This window comes from Streptomyces pratensis, from assembly GCF_037137275.1.
GTDB classification, from domain to species: Bacteria; Actinomycetota; Actinomycetes; order Streptomycetales; family Streptomycetaceae; genus Streptomyces; species Streptomyces pratensis_B.
Window position 1 is genome coordinate 81508 of sequence record NZ_JBBBEN010000068.1, and the last position, 18739, is coordinate 100246.

Here is an 18739-nt window from a genome sequence, read left to right on the forward strand (position 1 = left end):
GAACGGGCGAGCGGGCCAGGGGCGGCGCACGACTGCGGCGTACGCCGACGCTGTGCCGGAGTACGCCGCACCGGGCGGGCCGGACGGCCCCGTGGAGGCCGCCCGGCCCGTGGCGCCTACTTCGGGTCGCGGCCGAACAGCGACCTGGACCACAGGGAGCCGAGCAGGGTCAGGCCCAGGCACCAGGCGACGGCCAGCCAGGCGTTGTGGCCGATCTCCGTGCCGAGCAGCAGACCGCGCAGCGTCTCGATGACCGGGGTGAACGGCTGGTACTCGGCGATCGGCCTGAACCAGCCCGGCATCGCGGCCACCGGGACGAAGGCGCTGGACAGGAACGGCAGGAGCATCAGCGGCATGGCGTTGTTGCCGGCCGCCTCTGCGTTCGGGCTGGACAGGCCCATCCCCACCGCGATCCACGTCAGCGCCAGGGAGACGAGCGCGAGCAGCCCGAAGGCCAGGACCCATTCCAGGGCGGTGGCGTCCGTGGACCGGAACCCGATCGCGACGGCGACGGCCCCGACGAGCACCACGCTCATCACGCACTGGAGCACGCTGCCGGCCACGTGGCCGACGAGTACGGACCCGCGGTGGATCGCCATCGTGCGGAAACGGGCGATGATGCCCTCGGTCATGTCCGTGGCGACGGACACCGCGGTGCCGATGGTGGTGCCGCCGATGGTCAGCATCAGGATGCCGGGGACGACGTAGGCGAGGTAGGTGGACCGGCCGACGTCGCCGCCCCCGATCCCGGCGCTCATCACGTCGCCGAAGATGTAGACGAAGAGCAGCAGCAGGACGACCGGCGTGAGCAGCAGGTTCAGCGTCATGGACGGGTAGCGCCGCGCGTGCAGCAGATTGCGGCGCACCATGGTGGAGGAGTCCCGCACGGCGAGGGAGAGGGCGCTCATCGGACGGTCCCCTGGGTCTGGTCGGTCTGGTCGGTCTGGTCGGTCCGGTCGGTCTGGTCGGCGGTCCGGTCCGCCTGGCCGCTCCGGTCGGCCCGGGCGGGTGTGCCGGAGCCGGTCTCCGAGCCGGTCAGCGCGAAGAACACGTCGTCCAGGTCGGGTGTGTGCACGGTCAGCTCGTCCGCCTCGATGTCGGCGGCGTGGAGCCGGTCCAGGAGCAGTCGCAGCTCACGCTGGCTGCCCCCGCTGGGGATCTGCAACGACAGCGCCTCGTCGTCGCGGGCCCCCTCGCGCAGCGCGTCGGCGGCCCTCCCGTAGGCGGACGGTGCGGAGAAGCGGAGCCGGACGTGTCCGCCGGGGACGAGCCGCTTCAGCTCGTCGGCGGAGCCCTCTGCGGCGATCCTGCCGTCGTTGAGCACGGCGATGCGGTCGGCGAGCTGGTCGGCCTCCTCCAGATACTGGGTGGTGAGGAAGACGGTCACGCCCTCGGAGACCAGCCCGCGGATGATCTGCCACATGGTGTGGCGGGAGCGGGGGTCGAGGCCGGTGGTCGGCTCGTCGAGGAAGATGATCCGCGGGGCGCCGACGAGGGTCATCGCGATGTCGAGGCGGCGCCTCATGCCGCCGGAGTAGCTCTGGGCGGGCTTCCGCGCGGCCTCGGTGAGTTCGAACCGCTCCAGCAGCTCGGCGGCGACGCGGCGCCCTTCGCGCCGGGGCAGGTGGTGCAGGTCCGCCATCAGGAGCATGTTCTCCTCCCCGGTGATCAGCCCGTCGACGGCGGAGAACTGCCCGGTGACGCCGATCGCCGCCCGCACCCCGTCCGGCGAGGCGGTGACGTCGTGGCCCGCGACCTGGGCCTGTCCGCCGTCGGCGGTGATGAGGGTGGAGAGGATCTTCACGACGGTGGTCTTGCCGGCGCCGTTGGGGCCGAGCAGCGCGAACACGGAACCGGCGGGGATGCGCAGGTCGATGCCGTCGAGGACGGCCTTGTCGCCGTAGGACTTGCGCAGACCGACGGCGGAGACGGCGATCGGCGTGGTGGCGCCGCCACCCAAGGTAGACGTGGACATGACAGAAGAAGGCATGGAGCCCTCCGTTCGAGAGGTGCGGTGGGCGGGGCGGGGGGTGGGGCGTGTGCGGGCGGCGGCGGGGCTCAGGGCTTCGCGCGGCGGACGTCGATGTTGCCGTAGCGGGTGCGGGCGCGGATCTTGACGGTGTCCTCCGCCTGCTCCGGAGCCTGCGACGCGGTGAGCGTGTTGCGCACCTGACCGGAGCTCGAACTGGCGTCCAGCCAGGCGGCCGTGCCCTCGCGGACGCCGACCTCGATGGCGCCGTACGAGGTCTCCAGCTGCGCGGTGCCGCGGGCCACCTCGCCCACGCGCAGGGTGCCGTGGGCGGTGATCGCGGTGACCGAGTCCTCGGTGCGCCGGATCTCGATGTCGCCGTTGGCGCCCCGCACCCGCAGCTCACCGGTCGCGGTGGCCACGGTCGTGGTGCCGTGCGAGTTCTTCAGGACGCCGGGGCCGTCGAGGACGCCGACGCGCAGACTGCCGGAGCTGGTGGTGATCTCGGCCGCCCCCTCGACGCGGTCCACGCTGATCGAACCGTGCGACGCCTTCAGGTGGAGCGGCCCCGTCGCGTCGAGGCGGACGTCGCCGGAGGAGGTCTTCACGCGGACCTCGCCGAGCCGGCCGTCGCCGAGCACCTGGGCCCAGGCGCCGGTCACGTCGACGTGGGAGCCCGTGGGCAGGTCGACGGTCACGTCCACGGTGCCGGTGCGGCCGAACAGGTTGGGCTTGGGCGTCCTGATGGTCAGTGCGCCGTTCGCGTACGAGACGTGGGTCTCCTCGGCCGTCCGCACGTCCAGGTCCTTCTTGGGGTCGCGGGGGCGCACGTCGACGACCGTGTCGGGGCGGTCGGCGGCGACGAACTGGATGGAGCCGGCCTCCACGTGTGTCGTGGCCGAGATGGGCGCGGGGGTGTCGAAAGAAGGCATGGCTGTCCCGTCCTCTGTGGTCTGTGGCGCGTCCCTGCTGGTGGGACGTGGTGTGGGTGGAGTGGAGCGGGCGGTGTGCGGTCAGCGCACCCAGCCCGTGAAGCTCTGTCCGACGGTCCGGGTCCGCTCCGCCGTGCGCGGCCGGGCCTCGCCGTCGGCCGCGGCCGACACGGCGCGCACGAGCCACGCGTTGACCGAGAGCCCCTCGCGGGCCGCGGCCTCCTCGGCGCGGGCCTTGAGGTGGGCCGGCATGCGCAGGTTGACGCGGGCGGTGCCGCCCTCGTCGCCGTCGGCCGGGGCCCTGAGCGCTTCGACGGGCGGGGGCGGCTCCTCGGTGCCACCGCTGTCGGCGGGCGGCAGGGTCACCACGAAGTCGGGGTCGAGCCCGCGCAGCCGTACGTCGACCGAGCCGGGGGCGAGTTCGCGGGTGATCTCGTCCATCGCGGCGGAGAGCACGTTGAGCAGGGTCAGCCGGGTCGCCGACTCCAGGGGAGCGGTGAGCCGCTCGGCCAGCTCGCGGGCTTCGTCGCCGCCGGCTTCGGCGGCCACCGCGAGTTCACGGCGGAGGGTGTCGACATACGGGGTGAGGTCCATGACGCCACTATGGCACCACGGTGGCACCGCACGCAACCTTCGATGGTGTCGCGTCGAGTTCTCTCCGGGTCTGGCGGCATTGACCTGCGGTTATGGGGGGTGGTGAGGGTGTGGTGCCATGGCGTCACGTGTGCTGTCCGCCCGGGGTATGGCGCCGGATGGCGTTTATCGGTGCCATTCGATGCCATTCGGTGCCGGGTTGCGCCATGCGGTGCCGGGCTGCGCCTTACGGTGCCGGGCTGCCGGGCTGCGCCTTGCGGTGCCGGGGATCTGCGAGGGTCCGTCGCGGCATCGCGATGCGAGAGGGCCCGGAGGTGGCGTCGTGAGCGGAACGGAGCGGAGGGCGTCGGGCCGGCCGTGGGCCCCTCACTCTCTCCTGTTGATGTTGATGACGCCGTTCCCCACGGCGTAGACGACGCCGTGCCCCGACGCCTTGCTGGTCATCCTCGCGGTGCCGGCGCGGCCGTCGTCGGGCGTCCGCCCCCGGGCGTCCTCGGGCTCCCCGGGGCCCGCGCCCGCGCCGCCGGGCTCCGCGGCCCCCGGTGCGGCGCTCAGGGGCACGTGCAGCCAGGCGGGCGCGGCGAACTTCTTCACCCGCACGGCGACCTCGCGGAAGGCGGCCGGGTCGATGCCGGGCCGGCCCTCCCACACCGTCTCCTCGTGAAAGTGCTGGGAGACGAGGACGGCTGCCGTCACCTCCGGGTCCCGCGCCAGTGCGGCGCGGGCCGGCTCGGCGTCGAGCAGTCGGGCGAGGACCTCGAGGGGGCGGCCGATGGCCGAGCCGTCCGCGCCGACGCGGATCTCCCCCGCGTGCAGGGCCACCCGGACGCGTACGCGGGTGGGCGGCCCTGCCAGCAGGTTGTGCGCCCGCAGGCGCGCCGTCAGTTCGTGGAGCAGCGGATGGATCAGGGCGGCCTTGGGCGTCCCCGCGGGGGCCGCGACCCGCATGCCGTCGCCGAGGTCGTGGCGCAGGCACGCGTCCCAGTCGACGCCGCTCCGTGCGAACGAGGCGCGGAGCGCGGTGGCCAGCTCCCGGCGGATGAGCTCGAGGGCCACGTCGCCGCGCCCCGCCGAGTCCGCGATGTCCACGGCGAGCAAGGCCCGGTACTCCGGCGCTGTCTCCATGCGGTCCTCCTGGTCGTACGGCACGCTCCGGCCTCACCGCCGTTCGGTGCGTCACCGGCCGACGGGTGCGGCGCCGGCGTGTGGGCGTGACCGTGCCCTCGGTCCTGTGCGGGTTCCACTGTGCCTCGTTCCGCCAGGGTGACTCGATTGAACGGGCAAGAACCCGTCGTCATACTGGATCGGCTCGACATCACACGTCGGTGCAGCCAAAACCCTGGGGAGGAAGGGTCGTTCAGGCCCTGGCCGCGTCGGCGCCCTGGGGTGACGGGAGGCGAGGACGGCATGGACGGAGCGCCGCAGGGCCGGGGAGCGGCCGGCCGTGGCCCGACGGACGCGGGGGTCTGGCCCCGGGCTGAGGATGCTGGGGACTGGCCCCGGGCGAGCCTGCTCGGCTCCCTCGCTGCGCCCGCCCGGGGGCGCCTTCTCGCGCTGGGTGCGGCCAGGCGGTACGGGGCCGGCCGCGTACTGATGCGCGAAGGGGAGCGGACCGGGTTCGTCCTCGTCCTCCTGCACGGCGTGGTCAAGGCGACCGGGCGCACCCCGGACGGCCGGGACGCCCTCCTGGCGGTCCGTATGGGAGGGGACCTCGTCGGGGAGTTCGCCGCCGCGGACGGAGGCCCCCGCTCGGCGACGGTCACCACCTGCGGGGCGGTGGTCGCCCGGGCCGTCGGCCGTGACGCGTTCCTCGCCTGCACCCGCGACGACTCCGGCATCGCCCACGCGGTCAACGCGGCCGTGGTCGCGAAGCTCCGGGCCGCCAACACCCATCGCGTCGACTTCACCGGCTGCGACGCCCCCACCCGGCTGGCCCGCGTCCTGCACCAGATCGTGATGACCCACGGCGAACGGTCCGGCGCGGGCGCGGTGATCCCCTGGCCGATCACCCAGCCGGAGCTGGCGACCCTGGCCGGCGCCGCCGAGCCCACGGTGCAGAAGGCGCTGCGCAGGCTGCGCGAGACGGGGGTGGTCTTCACCGGCTACCGCACCGTCCGGGTGGAGGACCTCGACCGGCTGAGGAGCATCGCCTTCGGCGAGCAACCGCCCCCGGCCCGCCCGGAGTCCGGTCCGGCCCGGCCCTGAACCGCCCCCGGCCCCGAGCGGCCGGGGACGGCGTCCGCCCGGGGCGGAACCCGCCCGGCCGAGGGTGGCGCATCTCGGCGGAAACCGTCGTACGACGGTTTCCGCCCCCGCGACGCTCGCTAACCTCACCATCGTGAGGCGGAGCACGGAACGCACCTGGACGCCCAACTCACCTGTGACGCAAAGTAGTTCGCAGGCAGCCACACGACAGGCCGCTGGGCGCCGGCAGGCGTGGCCGCGCTCCACGAGCGGGAGGAGTGGTGGACCATGGCAGAGCTGGACGACACCGTGCGGGAGCCACAGGGCCCCGGGCCCGACGGGGGCGGCGCGCCCGTGTACGGCAGCCACCGCGTCGACATCGCCGGGGACGCGTCGGCCCCGGTGATCGCGGGCAACCACAACGTGGTGATCGACGCCCACGGCTCCACGGTGAACCTGCTGCCGCCCCGCGAGCGCCCCCGGCCGGTGCGCCGGCGACGGGTCGCACTCGTTCCCCGGCGGCAGCGCGACCCCGTCGGCCGCGAGGCGGACCTGGAGGAGTTGCGGGAGGCCCTGCGCGGGCACGGGGTGGTCCAGCTGTGGGGGCCGCCCGGTGTCGGCAAGAGCACCCTGCTGCGGCATGCGGCCCGCTGCCTGGAGCCCGGCCCGGACGGGGTGCTGTTCCTCGACGGCGCCCGCCGTGAGGCGGAGGACCTCGCCCAGGAGATCTTCGAGGCCTGTTACGAGGCCCCGGGCTACGCGCCGACCGGGCCCGAGCTGCGCCGGCTGATGGCCGGCGTCGAGGTCACGGTGTACGTCGACGACGCGGACCTGGAACCGGAGAAGCTGCGGCTGCTCACGGACGCCGCGCCCGACGCGACGTTCGTCCTCGCGAGCCGGGAGCGCTCCCTGCTCGGGGAGGGCGGGGCCCTGGAGCTGCGCGGGCTGGGCCGCGCGGCCGGACTCGACCTGCTGGGGCGCGCGTTGGGCCGGTCGCTGCGGCAGGGCGAGCGCGCCGCGGCGGAGGAGCTGTGCGCGGTGGCGCTGGGCCGGCCCCTGCTGCTGCTGCGCGCGGCCGGTCTCGCCCGGCCGGATGCCCGGGGACAGTCCAGGCTGCCTCCTCCGGCCGGGGTCGACGGTCTCGTGCCGTTGCTCTTCGACCGCCTCGACCCGGCGGCCGCCGACGTCCTGCACCTGCTCGCGACGCTGCGGGACGCGGAGGTGGACCCGGCGCACGTCGGCGCCCTGTGCGAGGTGCCCGACCCGGCCGGGGTGTGCGGCCGACTGGCCGAGCTGGGCCTGGTGTCGGTCACGGAGCGCGGCTACCGCGGCGTCGCCGACGTGCTGCCGGAGGTGCGGCGCAGGTTCCCGGCTCCGTTCCCCGCCGACCGGCTGTGCGACCACTTCGCCCGCTGGGCCGCGCTGCCGACCACCACACCGGCCCAGATCGCCGACCACGGACGTGCTCTGGAGACGGCAGCCGCGATGGCCGAGCGCTGCGGCCGCCCCGACCTCGCCGTCCAGCTGGCTCGGGCGGTGTCGCCCTTCCTCCCACAGTCCCTGCGGTTCGGCGTGTGGGGCCGACTGCTCGACCAGGGCCAGAGCGCCGCGCGCCAGGCGGACGACCCGACGGCCCACGCCTACTTCACCCACGAGAAGGCCATCCGGTGCCTCCTGGTCGGCCAACGCGTGGTGGCGGCGGTGCTCCTGGCCGAGGCGGTGGTGCTGTGGCACCAGCTGGGCGACGAAGCGGGCGTCGACGCCGCGCTCAACGCCCAGCAGTACACCCCGCCGCTCTCCCCACCGGCCCCGGACGCCCAGCCGCCGGGGGACGGGCTGGGGACGCCGTTCGGCGACGGCCCCGCCGTCCCGGAGGCCGGCCCCGGCGGCGCGCCCGCGACGGACGCCGGCCCGGCCCCCGGACACGACTCCGGCTGGGCTCCGGGGCACGAGCCGGGTACGGCCCCGGCGTACGACCCGGGTACGGCCCCGGCGTACGACCCCGGTACGGCCCCTGGTTACGACCCCGGCTCCCTGCCCGCGACGGATCTCGGCTCCGTGCCCGGCTACGACCTCGGCCCGCCCCCCGGACACGCCCCCGCCCCCGCGTCCCCGGCGGACGCCCCCGCGGCTCCCGGCCACGACCTCGGCACGACACCCGCGAACGACCACGGCGCGGCCTCGGCCGCCGACGCGGGCGCACGGCCCGGCGGGGACACCGGCTGGTCCTCCGGCACGGACACCGGCTGGTCCTCCGGCGCGGACCCCTGGGCCGCCCCGAACACAGCGGCGGACCCCGTCACGCAGGCCGCCGCCCACTCCTCCGGGACGGTGGGCGCGAGCACCGTCGGCGCCGTCACGACGGGGGGCGCCCCCGCCGCCGTCGGGGCCGGGGCTCTGTGGGCGGGCCTGATCGCCCTCGCCGTGGGCGTGGTGGCCGCGGTCGCCATAGGGGCGGTCGTCTACGCGAACCGGACCTCGGACGACCATCGCCCCACGAGTCTGCGGGAGGTTTCGGGCTCGGCCTCGCGTCCGGTCACGGGGTCGACTCCTGACCCCTCCACGTCCCCCGCCCCCGCCGACGAGCTCGCGGGGGTCTGGCGGGACGGAGAAGGGAACGTCTTCGTGATCGCCGCCTCCGGGCAGGGCTCCTACCGGTTCAGGACCGCGGGGACCTGCGGTGACACCAGGACCGTGACGGTCACCGGACGCACCGGCGACTACAGCGGAAGGATGCCGGTGTGGGACGAGTCGGCCTGCGGCGAGATTCTGGGAGAGCTGGAGCTGTCGATCGACGTCGCCTCCGACGGGTCACGCGCCCGGGTCGTCACGACCGCGCCTGCGAACGGGAAGTGGGAGTGCTCCAACTGCGGGACGGGCACCTGGACCCGGCTTTCCTGATGCGACGACGTCCGAGCGATCCCCAGCAGAACCGACAGGAGAACACCATGTCCTCGACAGACGACACCGACGCCGCCCGCACGCCCCGCGGCACCGGCGACCAGTTCACGATCAGCATCGGCGGTGACTCCTCGGCCCCCGTCGTGGCCGGTCACGAGAACACGGTCGAGGTGCACCGGCCCCGTGAGGCCGAGGCCGGTTCCGGGCCGTCCCAGAAGACCACCGTCCGGGACCACGGGACCGCCTACACCGTCATGAGGGGCGAGCTGAACATCCACCATGACGCCGCCACCCGGTCACCTGAAGCGGGCCGGGAACCGCGGGAGGACTGACCGGCCGCGTCCCGCCCCAGTCCCCGCCCGGCCGCGCCCCGGTGGCCGGGCCCGGCGCGGCGGGTGATGCTGGTCCGGCACGTGCCGGTGCACCGGCACGCCGGAGCCTTGAGGTGGGTGGAGCCGTGTCGGACGCCGATACCCCGGCCGGGCCCGGAAGGGCGCCCGGTACCGCAATGTCCGAGGACGACCTGGACGAGGCGTTGCTGAGAGCGCTGTTCACGCAGTCCGCGGTGGTCCTCGTCGTGCTCGACCCGCGCCTCAGACTCGTACGGGCCAACGCCCGCATGGAGGGTGTGGAGACAGGCGAACTGATCGGACGCCGGTTCCACGATGTCTTCCGGCTCGACGACCCCGAGGGGGCCGCGGACCTCCTGAACGGCGTCCTCGCCGGCGAGGACGCGATCTGCGATCACCTCGTACGGGGCAGGCTGCGGCAGATCCCCGGCGACCGGGCCTTCCTCGTCTCGGCCTACCGGCTGGAGAGCCCCGACGGCACCGCCCTCGGCCTGCTGGCCGCGGTCGTCGACGTCACCGAACGGGAGCGGGCCCGCGCCCGGGAGGCCGCGCTCGCCGCCGTGCGGGACGCGGTGGGCGGTTCCCTGGACGTCGCCGCCACCTGTAGCGCCTTCATCGAGGCCCTCGTGCCGGGCTTCGCCGACCTGGCGGTCATCGAGGTGGTGGACGAGGTCCTGCGCGGAGCCGATCCGCCGGTGGGATCGCTGCCGCCCGACGCCTCGCTGCGCCGCGCGGCGAGCGGCCGGTGCGACGCCTTGCGGGACGTCGACGGGGAGGGGGCCGGGGGCCGGTCGTCGGGCGGGACCCGCCGGCTCCAGCTTCGTACGCCGTACGCGCTCTCCGTGGGCGACCTGGAGCCCCGGCTCGTCCCGCTCCACCCCGACCCGCCGTGGCTGGACGCCGACCCGGAAAACGCGCGCACCATCGCGGAGACCGGAGCCCACTCCCTGATCGTCGTCCCCCTCACCCTGCGGGGCGCGGTTCTCGGGCTGGTCAGCCTCTACCGCTGCGGAACCTCCCAGCCGTACGACGAGCAGGATCTCTCCCTCGCCCGCGCGGCGACGACGCGCGCGGCCCTCAGCATCGACAACGCCCGCCGCTTCGAGCGCGAGCACGTGATCGCCTCGACGGTCCAGCGGCGGCTGCTCCCGCAGACCGAGCGGCAGCAGGCGGCCGTCGACACCGCCCATGTGCTGCTGCCCGGCCGGGACAGCGGCTGCTGGTTCGACGCCATCGCCCTGTCCGGCGCGCGAACGGCTCTGGTGGTGGGCGGCGTCGCTGGCCAGGGCCTCCAGTCGGCCATCGCCATGGGCCAGCTGCGTACGGTCATCCAGGCGCTGGCCGGCCTCGACCTGGAGCCGGAGGAGGTGCTGGCCCGGCTCAAGGAGACCGCGCGCCGGCTGGCCGACGAACGCGCCGCCCTGCCCGTGGGCGACGCCCTCCGGAGCGAACGCCTCACCGCCGGCTGCGTGTACGGGGTCTACGACCCGTTCACCCGGACCTGCACCGTGGCGCGCGCCGGGCACCCCGCGCCGCTGGCCGTCGGCCCCGACGGCCGGACGCTCGCCCTCGACGTACCGGAGGGCCCCGATCTGTTCTCCGCCGACGACTCCCCCTTCGCGCCCGCCACCATCACCCTGGAGGAGGGCAGCGTCCTCGCGTTCTGCTCGGACGAGCTGCTCTCCGGCGACCATGCCGCGCAACGCATCACGGGAGCCCTCGCCCGGAAGGGCCGGAGCCTCCGGCAGATGGGCGACGACATCGTCTACGAGCTGCCCGACGACGCCCTGTCCGCCGGGGCGGCGCTGCTCCTGGCCCGCACCGGCACGGTCGCCGAGCACCGGGTCGCCACCTGGAAGCTGCCGCAGGAGCCGACGACGCCCGCCACGGCCCGCGACCTCGCCCGCGACCGGCTCCAGGGCTGGGGGCTCGACGAGGACACCGTCGACGCGGCGGAACTGATCGTCAGCGAGCTGGTCACCAACGCAGTCCGCTACGGCTCTCCACCGCTGCGGCTGCGCCTGCTGCTGGACTCGACGCTCACCTGCGAGGTCCACGACGGCAGCACCGCCGCCCCGCACCTGCGGCACGCGGGGAGCGTGGACGAGGGCGGCCGGGGCCTGTTCATCGTCTCCCGGCTCGCCGCCCACTGGGGAGCGCGCCACGGGCCCGACGGCAAGGTGCTCTGGACCGAACAGGAGCTTCCCGGAGGCGAGGAGCGTACGGAGGACGACGGGGGCGACGGGGGCGAAGGGGGCGGGAGCGAGGAGGGCTGACCCCGAGCGGCAGGGGCTCGTGCGGCCGGCGGGGCGGTTCGTGGGGGCGGGGGGCGGCTCGTGAGGTCGGCGGGGCGACTCGTGAGGACGGGCGGGGCGGTTTGTGGGGGCAGCCGGGGCGGTACGTGAGAGGACAGGCGGGGCGGTTCGGGGGGACAGCCGGGGCGGCTCAGCCGAACAGCCGCTCCAGGACCACCGCGACGCCGTCCTCCGCGTTCGACAGCGTCACCTCGTCGGCCGCCGCCCGCAGCTCCGGATGGGCGTTGCCCATCGCCACCCGGCGCCCCGCGCCGCCGAACATCGGCAGGTCGTTCGGCATGTCCCCGAACGCGATCGTCCGCTCGGCCCCGATGCCCAGCAGCTCGGCGGCCAGCGCGAGCCCGGCGCCCTTGTCCACCCCGCGCGGCGCCAGCTCCACCGTGGCGGGCCCCGCCAGGGTGACCGTCGCCAGATCGCCCACGGCCCCCCGCGCGGCGGCGGCCAACGCGTCGTCGCCCAACTCCGGGTGGCGCACCAGGACCTTGATCACGGGCCGCTCCCACAGGGCGTCGCGGGAGTCCACGCGCTGGGCGGGAAGCGCCGGGTTCGGCATCCGGTACCCGGCCTCGGTCAGGGTCACCCCGTCGACGCCGTCCTGGTCCACGGCGGCGAACACCGGCCCGACCTCCGCCTCGATCTTCCCCAGCGCCGTGTCGGCACACTTACGGTCCAGGGTGACCGACCGCACCAACCGCCCGCCGCCCCGCTCGGCCGCGTAGAGCTGGGCTCCCTGCCCGCAGACGGCGAGCCCGGTGTACGCCAGGCCGTCGAGGACGCCCCGTACGCCGGGGGCGGGCCGCCCGGTGACGACGAGGTGCCGAGCACCTGCGGCGGCGGCCAGGGCGAGCGCGGCGCGGGAACGGGCGCTCACGGTGTTGTCCGGGCGCAGCAGCGTGCCGTCCAGGTCCGTGGCGACGAGGGCGTATGCGGGGCGAGGGGGCATGGGGCCCAGCCTAGAAGGCCCCGGATGGCCGCTTGCGCACACGGGGAGGGGTCGGGTAGAGGGACTGTGGTCAGGGGCGGGTTTCCCTCCGGTCTCCCGTTCGTGGGAAAACTGGTCCCGGATGGATCGACCTGGGGAGTCCTTTTTCTGGGGTTGCTCTCCGAACCGGTAATGCGAGATACGGGCGGCCCCTGCGCCCGCCTCGCGGCAGGTCCCCAGGGCCGGGATCACGACGCGTCCTACGATACGCAGGTGAGGCCGTCGACCTGCCGACCGCTCGCGCCTCCCGGCCCGGACAGGCCGTGACGGCCCTGCGGAGGGGAAACGCCTCAGTCCCGCCGGCCGGGTGATCACCAAGAGGCCGGACAGGGAATTCAACGCTCCGCACCCCTCATTTCATGGGAATCCTCATGGGCGTGGAAACCCTCCGGGGGAGGGGCTAGGGTGAATGTTCCATGTTTCGGGGAGAGGATTCGGTGTCGTGGGGGACAGTCGACTGGGGCTCGTGATGATCCATGGGCTGATGTCCGGGCCGAAGACATGGGAGCCGCTGCGCGAGCAGATCGCCGCGGACCGAAGTCTCGGATTTGTCGAGCCGTTGTCGTTCGCTTATGCGACCGGGTTGCTTTCGGTCAATCCGTTACAGGTCTTCCCGTCGATCGACACGGTCGCCGACAGCCTCAAGGAGTACCTGGCCACGGAAGCCGGTGCGTTTGACCAGCTGCTCCTGGTCACCCACAGTCAGGGCGGGCTGGTGGCCCAGCGCTACTTGGCTCGTATGCTCCATGACGGCCGAGGCGGTGAACTTGTCCGAATCCAGCGCCTCGTCATGCTGGCGTGTCCCAGTAACGGCTCGGAATTGCTGCTCTCTCTGCGGCGGCGTGCACTGGGCGGGCGCCATCCCCAAGAGGCGGGCCTCCGCCCGCTGAACGACCAGGTCAACATGACCCTGCGCACCATCGTGCGTGATGTCGTGCACGCCACCGAGGTCACCGACCGCACCTGTCCCATCCCGGTGTCGGTGTACGCGGGCGAGAGTGACGGCGTGGTGTCCCGGGCCTCGGCACAGTCCGTCTTCCCCGACAGCTCCGCCCTGCCGGGCGACCACTTCAGCATCCTCAAGGCCGACTCGCCCCAGCACCGGACGTTCACCGCGCTTCGCCGTCTCATCCTCGCCACGCGCAACGAACCGTATGTACCCGGGCCGGAGGCCGGCCCCGGGCCGACGGAGCCCAGCCCGCTCCTCCCCCCGGCCCCGGAGAGGCAGCCCGGCAGGCGGCGGCGTCGGGTGATCGCGATGTCCTCGGTCGCGGCCCTGGCGGCCGTTGCCTCCGTCCTGTATATCGCTCCGATGCCCTGGGAATCGAGCGCCGACGCGAAGGCCCGGGGCCCGGAGCGGAGCCGCCCGAAAGTGCCGCATTGGTATGAGAAAGGAGAGAGGTTCTTTGTTTTCGACATCGGTGTGAAGGATGCGGCTGAATTCGTGCATGTGTATGCGGACCAGACATTCACTTACCAGTGGAACACCAGGTTCAACGAAGAAGGCCTCTTGGTTGACGACGGGGCGGGGAAGAACTCATACCAGCCCGATGGCGGTGCGACAGGCGCCGCCTTGCGCTTCGCCGACATCGATGGTGACGAGCTGCCCGACTGTATCGTCGTCGATGAGGACGGTGGAGTGACGGTCCGCACGTGGGTCGCCGAAGCCCCCGATGGCAGCCGCATGTGCATGCAAAGGCCCGCCGGAACCGCCGGCCCCCTTCCGGGCGGTCACCTCGACGACGTCAAAGATTTGAAAGAGATCCAGTTCGCCGACATCGACGGGGACGAGGCGGCCGATTACCTGCGCATCAGACCGGACGGAAGGGCGACCGTCTGGCGCAACAGAAGCACGGGCAGAAACGGTCAGACGTACGTGAAATGGGACCCCCCCAAGGATATCGGCAAGCCTGTTAGGCAAGAAGGCGATATCAGGTTCGTCCATGTGAGCGGTAGTAAATTTGTGGACAGGGTCCTTATTACCCCTCGGGGAGGAGTCCTGGTATGGGAAGCCGAAGGGGCCGGTGCTTTCTCCGAGAAGCCCCGTAGGATCATGGCGGATACCGGCATCGCTCCGGAGCGGATTCTGATCGCCGACGTCGAGAAGGACAATGTCGTCGATTTCCTCCAGGTCGACGAAAATTGCCAGGCTCGCCGCCTGAATCAGCAGCCGCAGCCGGTGATCACGCCCCTGGAGTCGCCGTGTCGTTGATCCGGCTCAGCTCCACCGCCCGCCCTCCGTCGTGGGATGGCCTCTCGAACGTGGCGAGCCGGGCCGCCCCGAGGCAAGAGGTCGCGATTTCCGCAGCGCGAAACCGGGCCCGCACCCGCGAAACCCCACCGTGCGTGCACGGTGGGGCGGTTGCACAGGTTGCACAGGTTGCACAGGTTGCACAGGTGGCTCAGACGGCGCCGAAGCCTCCGGCCCGGACGTCCGCGACGAAGGTGATGAACGCGTCGGCGGGGATGTCGAGGACGGGCCCGTTCACGTTCTTGGAGTCGCGGACGGGGACGATGCCGTGCGGGGTGGCGAGGTTGGTGGCGATCTCGACGCACGCGCCGCCGTTTTCGCTGTAGGAGGACGTGAACCAACGGGGGGTCTCGGTTGTCACGGGGTGCCCTTTCGCAACTGCCTGAACATGTCAACGGACGCTGCCTGGGAAGGGGCTACGGCCTGCATCTGATGGTAGGCCGTCAGCAGGGGCAGCACCGAGCCGCTTTCCCTTTCGAGATAGCCCTGTTGGGCGGACTCCGCGTACGCCATGAGCGAGCGGTCGGGCATGGTCAGGATGTAGAGCGGCAGACTGAACGGGCGGTGCTCTCCCATGGTGAACGGCACCACCTGAAGCACCGTGTTGGGCAGCTCGGCGAACTCGATGAGGCGTTCCATCTGCGCCTTCATGACGGCGGGCCCGCCGACGGGCCGCCGGAGGCAGCTCTCGTCCAGCAAGGCGAAGATCAGCGGCGGCTTCTCCCGGACGAGGGCCGCCTGGCGCTCCGCGACCAGCGAGACGCGCTCCTGGGCCTGGTCCGCGGTGATCGCGCCCCGCCTGACGGCGCTCTCGGCCAGGACCGTGGCGTACTCCGGGGTCTGGAGCAGGCCCGGCATCACGCCCACCTCGTACAGCCGGATCTCCGCCGCCCGGCCCTCGTAGCCGAGGAACTCCGGGAAACCCTCCAGCAGGCTGCCGTGCTTGATCCGGCCCAACTCGCGCTCGAACGAGGCCTCGGTCGCGGTGAGTCCCAGCACCCGGTCCGTACTGCGCGAAAAGCGCAAGGTAGCAAGCTTGCGGCCGACTTCCACCGACGAGATGTGCGTGCTGGAGTAGCCGATCCGATCGCCTAGCCCCTCCTGCGTCCAGCCCCGCTCCTGCCGCAGACCGCGCAGACGTGCGCCGTAGGCGGCCTTCGCGGAACTCTCCGGGTTCAACTCCTTGACGTTCAAGGGCCTCGCACCCAATCTTCCGTGCCGAACCGACAAGTTGAACGGCTTCCCACCGTAGGCCACGCTGAGTCGCCCCGGTAGTCGTACGGCTACAGAGAGGAGCGATAGGTGTACGGCCAGAACGCCTGCCCGAATGCACAGGAACCTCCCGACCCTCCCGCCCCCGGAACGCTCATGGTGGACACAGCCCGAGGCGACCGCGTGGGGGAGTTCCGAGGGGTCGCCGGCCCCTACTGGTCGCTCCGGCCCGTGGGCGGCGGGGCGGAGTGGGAGGCGGCGCCCCACCGTGTGCGACCCGCGCTCCTCATGGAGCAACTCCGGGCCAGGACCGCGCGGCTCAACGCGCGCAGTCGGGGTGAGGTCCTGTGAACCCGGGCCGCCCGCACGTCGGCTGGTACGCCGCGGAGAGCCATGGAGGCGACGCGGCGAGGACGGTCCGGCTCGGGGGGACCGTCACCCCGACACGGCGGCTCGCGCTCCGGTGGCTCCGGCGGCAGGCGCGGCGGTGCGCGGACGCGCTGGACCCGGACCCGTACGCCCCCTGGCTGCCGTCCCGCGCGGTGCACCCCGTCGCCGGAGCGCACCGCGACGCACCGGCCGAACTCCGTCGCTGGGCGGACAGTCTCCGCGAACACGACTACGTACTGCTGCGGCTCGCGGCCGGGCTGCCGTACGAGTTCGTCGCGCGGGACGCCCTGGCCTGGTACGGGCTCGTCGTGCGGCCTCTGGCCGCCCCGGCGAGCCGCGGCGTCCCTCCTCTCGTGCCCCTCCCGCTCCCTGCCGTGAAGGATGAAGCGACGTGTTGCAGTGCACCGCCTACACCGCACTTCCCATGATGGGCGCGCGCGTCGCGCTGATGGCCCTGGAGAGCGGACCCGACCCGACGTCGGGCGCCTGCGCCCCGGACGACTTCCTGCTCTGCGAACTCGGGGAGCACGACGGGGACACCGAGCACGCGGCCCAGCTCTGGTCGGCCGGGAAACCCGCCACGCGGGACCTGTGGATGTTCTGGACCGACGCCGACACCGACATCGACACCGACACTGGCCCCCACGCCGTTCCGGGCCTCGGCGCCGGCCCCGACCCTGACCCGGGCTTCGGCGTCGGCCCCGACCCTGGCCCCGGCCCCGGTGGTGCCCCGAGCGCTGCCGCCGCTGCCGGTGCGCGCCGGAAGTTCCGTTTCGCTGAACTGCTTCCGTGTCCCGCCGTGATCCACCGGCTCTCCGTCAGGGAGGGGGAGGCGTGCGTCCTGTACGACCGGCATCCCGCCGCGCACTCCTGGGAGGTGCGGGACCCGCTCGCGGACCTGATGGCCGAGCGCATCCGGCAGGAGGTGCGACGGGACCGGGACATGCCGGACGGCCCCTGACGCACAGAGGCCGCCCCGTGCTGCGTGTTGCGGACGCGCACCCAGGGGCCCGCCTCCCATACGCGGAGGCCGCTGCCGCCTCGCCCAATGCCGCTTGGCCTCCGCGAGGGCGTCGCGACCCTTGTTGCGCGCGAGCGCGATAACTGTCACAGTTGCGGCAGCGGCGGAGCTGCGTCCCGACCGGGTGTGTACTCCGGCGGGAGCGTGTCCCCTCCTCGCACTGCCGCCTCCTCGGAACCGAAGCGCGCCCGCACACCCGGCGATCCACCGCCCCGGCGATCCGCGACCCCTGCCGTCCGCTTCCCCCGCTCACCGCAGTCGTTTCCGGCGCGGCGCGGGGGCCGGCCCTGGGTCCTGGGCTGGGCGGCCGCCAGGTGTGTGCCTCGCTTCCGTTCCGTGTGCGTGGGCCTCCGGTGAACCTCACCGGAGGCCCTTCTTCATGTTCCGTCAGTGATGCGAGAACTCCTGGAAAGGGCGAACCATGCACCTGGTGACCCGAGAAGAGTGGGGCGCACTTCCGCCTCGCGGGACCAGCACCGACTTCGAGCCGCAGGGCGTCACCTTCCACTACGAAGGGGTGCCCGCGTCGGCCGGCGTCCCCGATCACAGCACCTGTGCGAGCACCGTCCGGAACATTCAGCGGATGCACCTCGACCACCCGACCGAGGACTACGACGACATCGCCTACTCGTTCCTGGTCTGTGTGCACGGTTCCGTCTTCGAGGGGCGTGGCCTGCACATACGGTCCGGAGCGAACGGCACCGCGAGCGCGAACCGCAGCTACTACTCCGTCTGTCTCCTCATCGGAACGAACACCCTGTTCCGGCCCGCGCTCGCCAGGGGCGGCGTCGACGCGATCGACTACCTGCGGCAGAACGGCGCCGGCGGGGCGCTCAACGGGCACCGCGACCACATCGCGACGGCGTGCCCGGGGACGGCTGCCTACAGCTGGGTCGAGGCGGGCTGCCCGCTGTATGCGGAGGATCTCGGCGAGGGGGTGCCGTCCGGCTACCGGAACCACTGGCCGTACGGCTGGCTCCATGGCGGGCTCGGTCTGCCGGCCGGGGAGGGCGGCCTCTCCCCGCAGGGCGGCTCGGACGGGATCGCCGACGTCTTCCCGGGGTCCGGCTTCTTCGGTTCCGGGGCGAACAACGACCACGTGACGCAGCTCGGGCGCGCGCTGGTGGCCCGGGGCGGAGCGCGCTTCTACGAAGTGGGCCCGGGCCCGGTGTGGAGTGACGCCGATCTGCGGGCCACCAAGGCGTTCCAGGAGGCCCAGGGGTGGAGCGGTTCCGACGCCGACGGCCTCCCCGGCTCCGGCACCTGGCGCCTGCTGGTGGCCGGGACCGGGAACGACATCCAGCCGGCTTCCGGGAACGCCTATCCCGGGGCGGAGTACTTCCTGCCCGGTTCCCACAACGACTACGTCACCCTGCTGGGCCGGCAGCTGGTGGCCGAGGGGTACGGGGGGCACTACACCTCGGGCCCCGGCCCCCGGTGGTCGGAGGCCGACCGCCTCAACGTGCGGGACTTCCAGCTGGCCCAGGGGTGGACCGGCAACGACGCGAACGGCTACCCCGGCCCGTACACCTGGGCCAGGCTGTTCGGCCAGCCGACGGGGTCTTCCTCTCAGCACTTCCCGGGGGCCGGTTCCTTCGGTCCCGGGGCGGCCAACGACTACGTGACGGAGCTCGGGCG

The 18739-nt window shown here is 73.1% G+C and carries 17 protein-coding genes; 9 read left to right on the forward strand and 8 right to left on the reverse strand.

The window, feature by feature from the left end:
• Window positions 1–116 precede the first annotated feature (116 nt).
• The 5 genes from V9U70_RS07135 to V9U70_RS07155 form a co-directional block, all read right to left on the reverse strand.
• Entirely contained in the window at window positions 117–908 is a 792-nt protein-coding gene (locus V9U70_RS07135; RefSeq protein ID WP_336673619.1) for an ABC transporter permease, read from the reverse strand.
• Entirely contained in the window at window positions 905–1990 is a 1086-nt protein-coding gene (locus V9U70_RS07140) for an ATP-binding cassette domain-containing protein (protein WP_336673620.1), read from the reverse strand. The genes V9U70_RS07135 and V9U70_RS07140 overlap by 4 nt, the downstream gene beginning before the upstream one ends.
• A gap of 68 nt (window positions 1991–2058) precedes the next feature.
• Window positions 2059–2901 (reverse strand): DUF4097 family beta strand repeat-containing protein, encoded by an 843-nt coding sequence (locus tag V9U70_RS07145; RefSeq protein ID WP_336673621.1) that lies wholly within the window; start codon window positions 2899–2901, stop codon window positions 2059–2061.
• An 81-nt stretch (window positions 2902–2982) separates the two neighbouring features.
• Window positions 2983–3495 (reverse strand): toxin-antitoxin system HicB family antitoxin, encoded by a 513-nt coding sequence (locus V9U70_RS07150; RefSeq protein WP_336673622.1) that lies wholly within the window; start codon window positions 3493–3495, stop codon window positions 2983–2985.
• 366 nt (window positions 3496–3861) lie between these two features.
• Window positions 3862–4620 carry a nucleotidyl cyclase domain-containing protein gene (locus V9U70_RS07155; RefSeq protein WP_336673623.1) on the reverse strand — a complete coding sequence of 253 codons (759 nt, stop codon included), beginning with the start codon at window positions 4618–4620 and terminating at the stop codon, window positions 3862–3864.
• 384 nt (window positions 4621–5004) lie between these two features.
• Here V9U70_RS07155 and V9U70_RS07160 point away from each other — a divergent pair, with 384 nt between their 5' ends.
• The 4 genes from V9U70_RS07160 (at window position 5005) to V9U70_RS07175 (ending at window position 11206) form a co-directional block, all read left to right on the forward strand.
• A complete protein-coding gene (locus V9U70_RS07160; RefSeq protein WP_419723948.1) occupies window positions 5005–5700 on the forward strand; it encodes a Crp/Fnr family transcriptional regulator in 696 nt (231 codons plus the stop codon).
• Window positions 5701–5967: 267 nt separating this feature from the next.
• A complete protein-coding gene (locus V9U70_RS07165; RefSeq protein WP_336673625.1) occupies window positions 5968–8580 on the forward strand; it encodes an ATP-binding protein in 2613 nt (870 codons plus the stop codon).
• A gap of 47 nt (window positions 8581–8627) precedes the next feature.
• A complete protein-coding gene (locus tag V9U70_RS07170) occupies window positions 8628–8912 on the forward strand; it encodes a hypothetical protein (RefSeq protein ID WP_336673626.1) in 285 nt (94 codons plus the stop codon).
• A gap of 125 nt (window positions 8913–9037) precedes the next feature.
• Entirely contained in the window at window positions 9038–11206 is a 2169-nt protein-coding gene (locus V9U70_RS07175) for a SpoIIE family protein phosphatase (RefSeq protein WP_336673627.1), read from the forward strand.
• Between the two features lie 169 nt (window positions 11207–11375).
• On the opposite strand, the gene V9U70_RS07180 is transcribed toward V9U70_RS07175, so the two are convergent.
• The gene (locus V9U70_RS07180) at window positions 11376–12188 is read right to left on the reverse strand and encodes an HAD family hydrolase (protein WP_336673628.1); all 813 of its coding nucleotides are present in this window, start codon (window positions 12186–12188) and stop codon (window positions 11376–11378) included.
• A 481-nt stretch (window positions 12189–12669) separates the two neighbouring features.
• Between V9U70_RS07180 and V9U70_RS07185 the strand changes: the two genes are divergently transcribed.
• The gene (locus V9U70_RS07185) at window positions 12670–14439 is read left to right on the forward strand and encodes an esterase/lipase family protein (RefSeq protein ID WP_336673629.1); all 1770 of its coding nucleotides are present in this window, start codon (window positions 12670–12672) and stop codon (window positions 14437–14439) included.
• A 190-nt stretch (window positions 14440–14629) separates the two neighbouring features.
• Here V9U70_RS07185 and V9U70_RS07190 read toward each other — a convergent pair whose 3' ends face one another.
• Together V9U70_RS07190 and V9U70_RS07195 are read right to left on the reverse strand one after the other, a co-directional pair.
• Window positions 14630–14839: a DUF397 domain-containing protein gene (locus V9U70_RS07190; RefSeq protein WP_336673630.1), complete on the reverse strand. Its 210-nt coding sequence runs from the start codon at window positions 14837–14839 to the stop codon at window positions 14630–14632.
• Complete coding sequence (locus V9U70_RS07195; protein WP_336673631.1) at window positions 14836–15672, reverse strand: helix-turn-helix domain-containing protein; 837 nt, start codon at window positions 15670–15672, stop codon at window positions 14836–14838. The genes V9U70_RS07190 and V9U70_RS07195 overlap by 4 nt, the downstream gene beginning before the upstream one ends.
• Before the next feature lie 108 nt (window positions 15673–15780).
• On the opposite strand from V9U70_RS07195, the gene V9U70_RS07200 reads away from it, so the two are divergent.
• The 4 genes from V9U70_RS07200 to V9U70_RS07215 all read left to right on the forward strand — a co-directional run.
• The gene (locus tag V9U70_RS07200; protein WP_336673632.1) at window positions 15781–16041 is read left to right on the forward strand and encodes a hypothetical protein; all 261 of its coding nucleotides are present in this window, start codon (window positions 15781–15783) and stop codon (window positions 16039–16041) included.
• Window positions 16038–16508: a hypothetical protein gene (locus V9U70_RS07205; RefSeq protein ID WP_419723947.1), complete on the forward strand. Its 471-nt coding sequence runs from the start codon at window positions 16038–16040 to the stop codon at window positions 16506–16508. Before V9U70_RS07200 ends, V9U70_RS07205 begins: the two co-directional genes overlap by 4 nt.
• On the forward strand, window positions 16472–17041 hold the full coding sequence (locus V9U70_RS07210) for a hypothetical protein (protein WP_336673633.1): 570 nt from the start codon (window positions 16472–16474) through the stop codon (window positions 17039–17041). The genes V9U70_RS07205 and V9U70_RS07210 overlap by 37 nt, the downstream gene beginning before the upstream one ends.
• A gap of 490 nt (window positions 17042–17531) precedes the next feature.
• The coding region (locus V9U70_RS07215) for a peptidoglycan-binding protein (protein WP_336673634.1) at window positions 17532–18739 on the forward strand (1208 nt) is incomplete at its 3' end.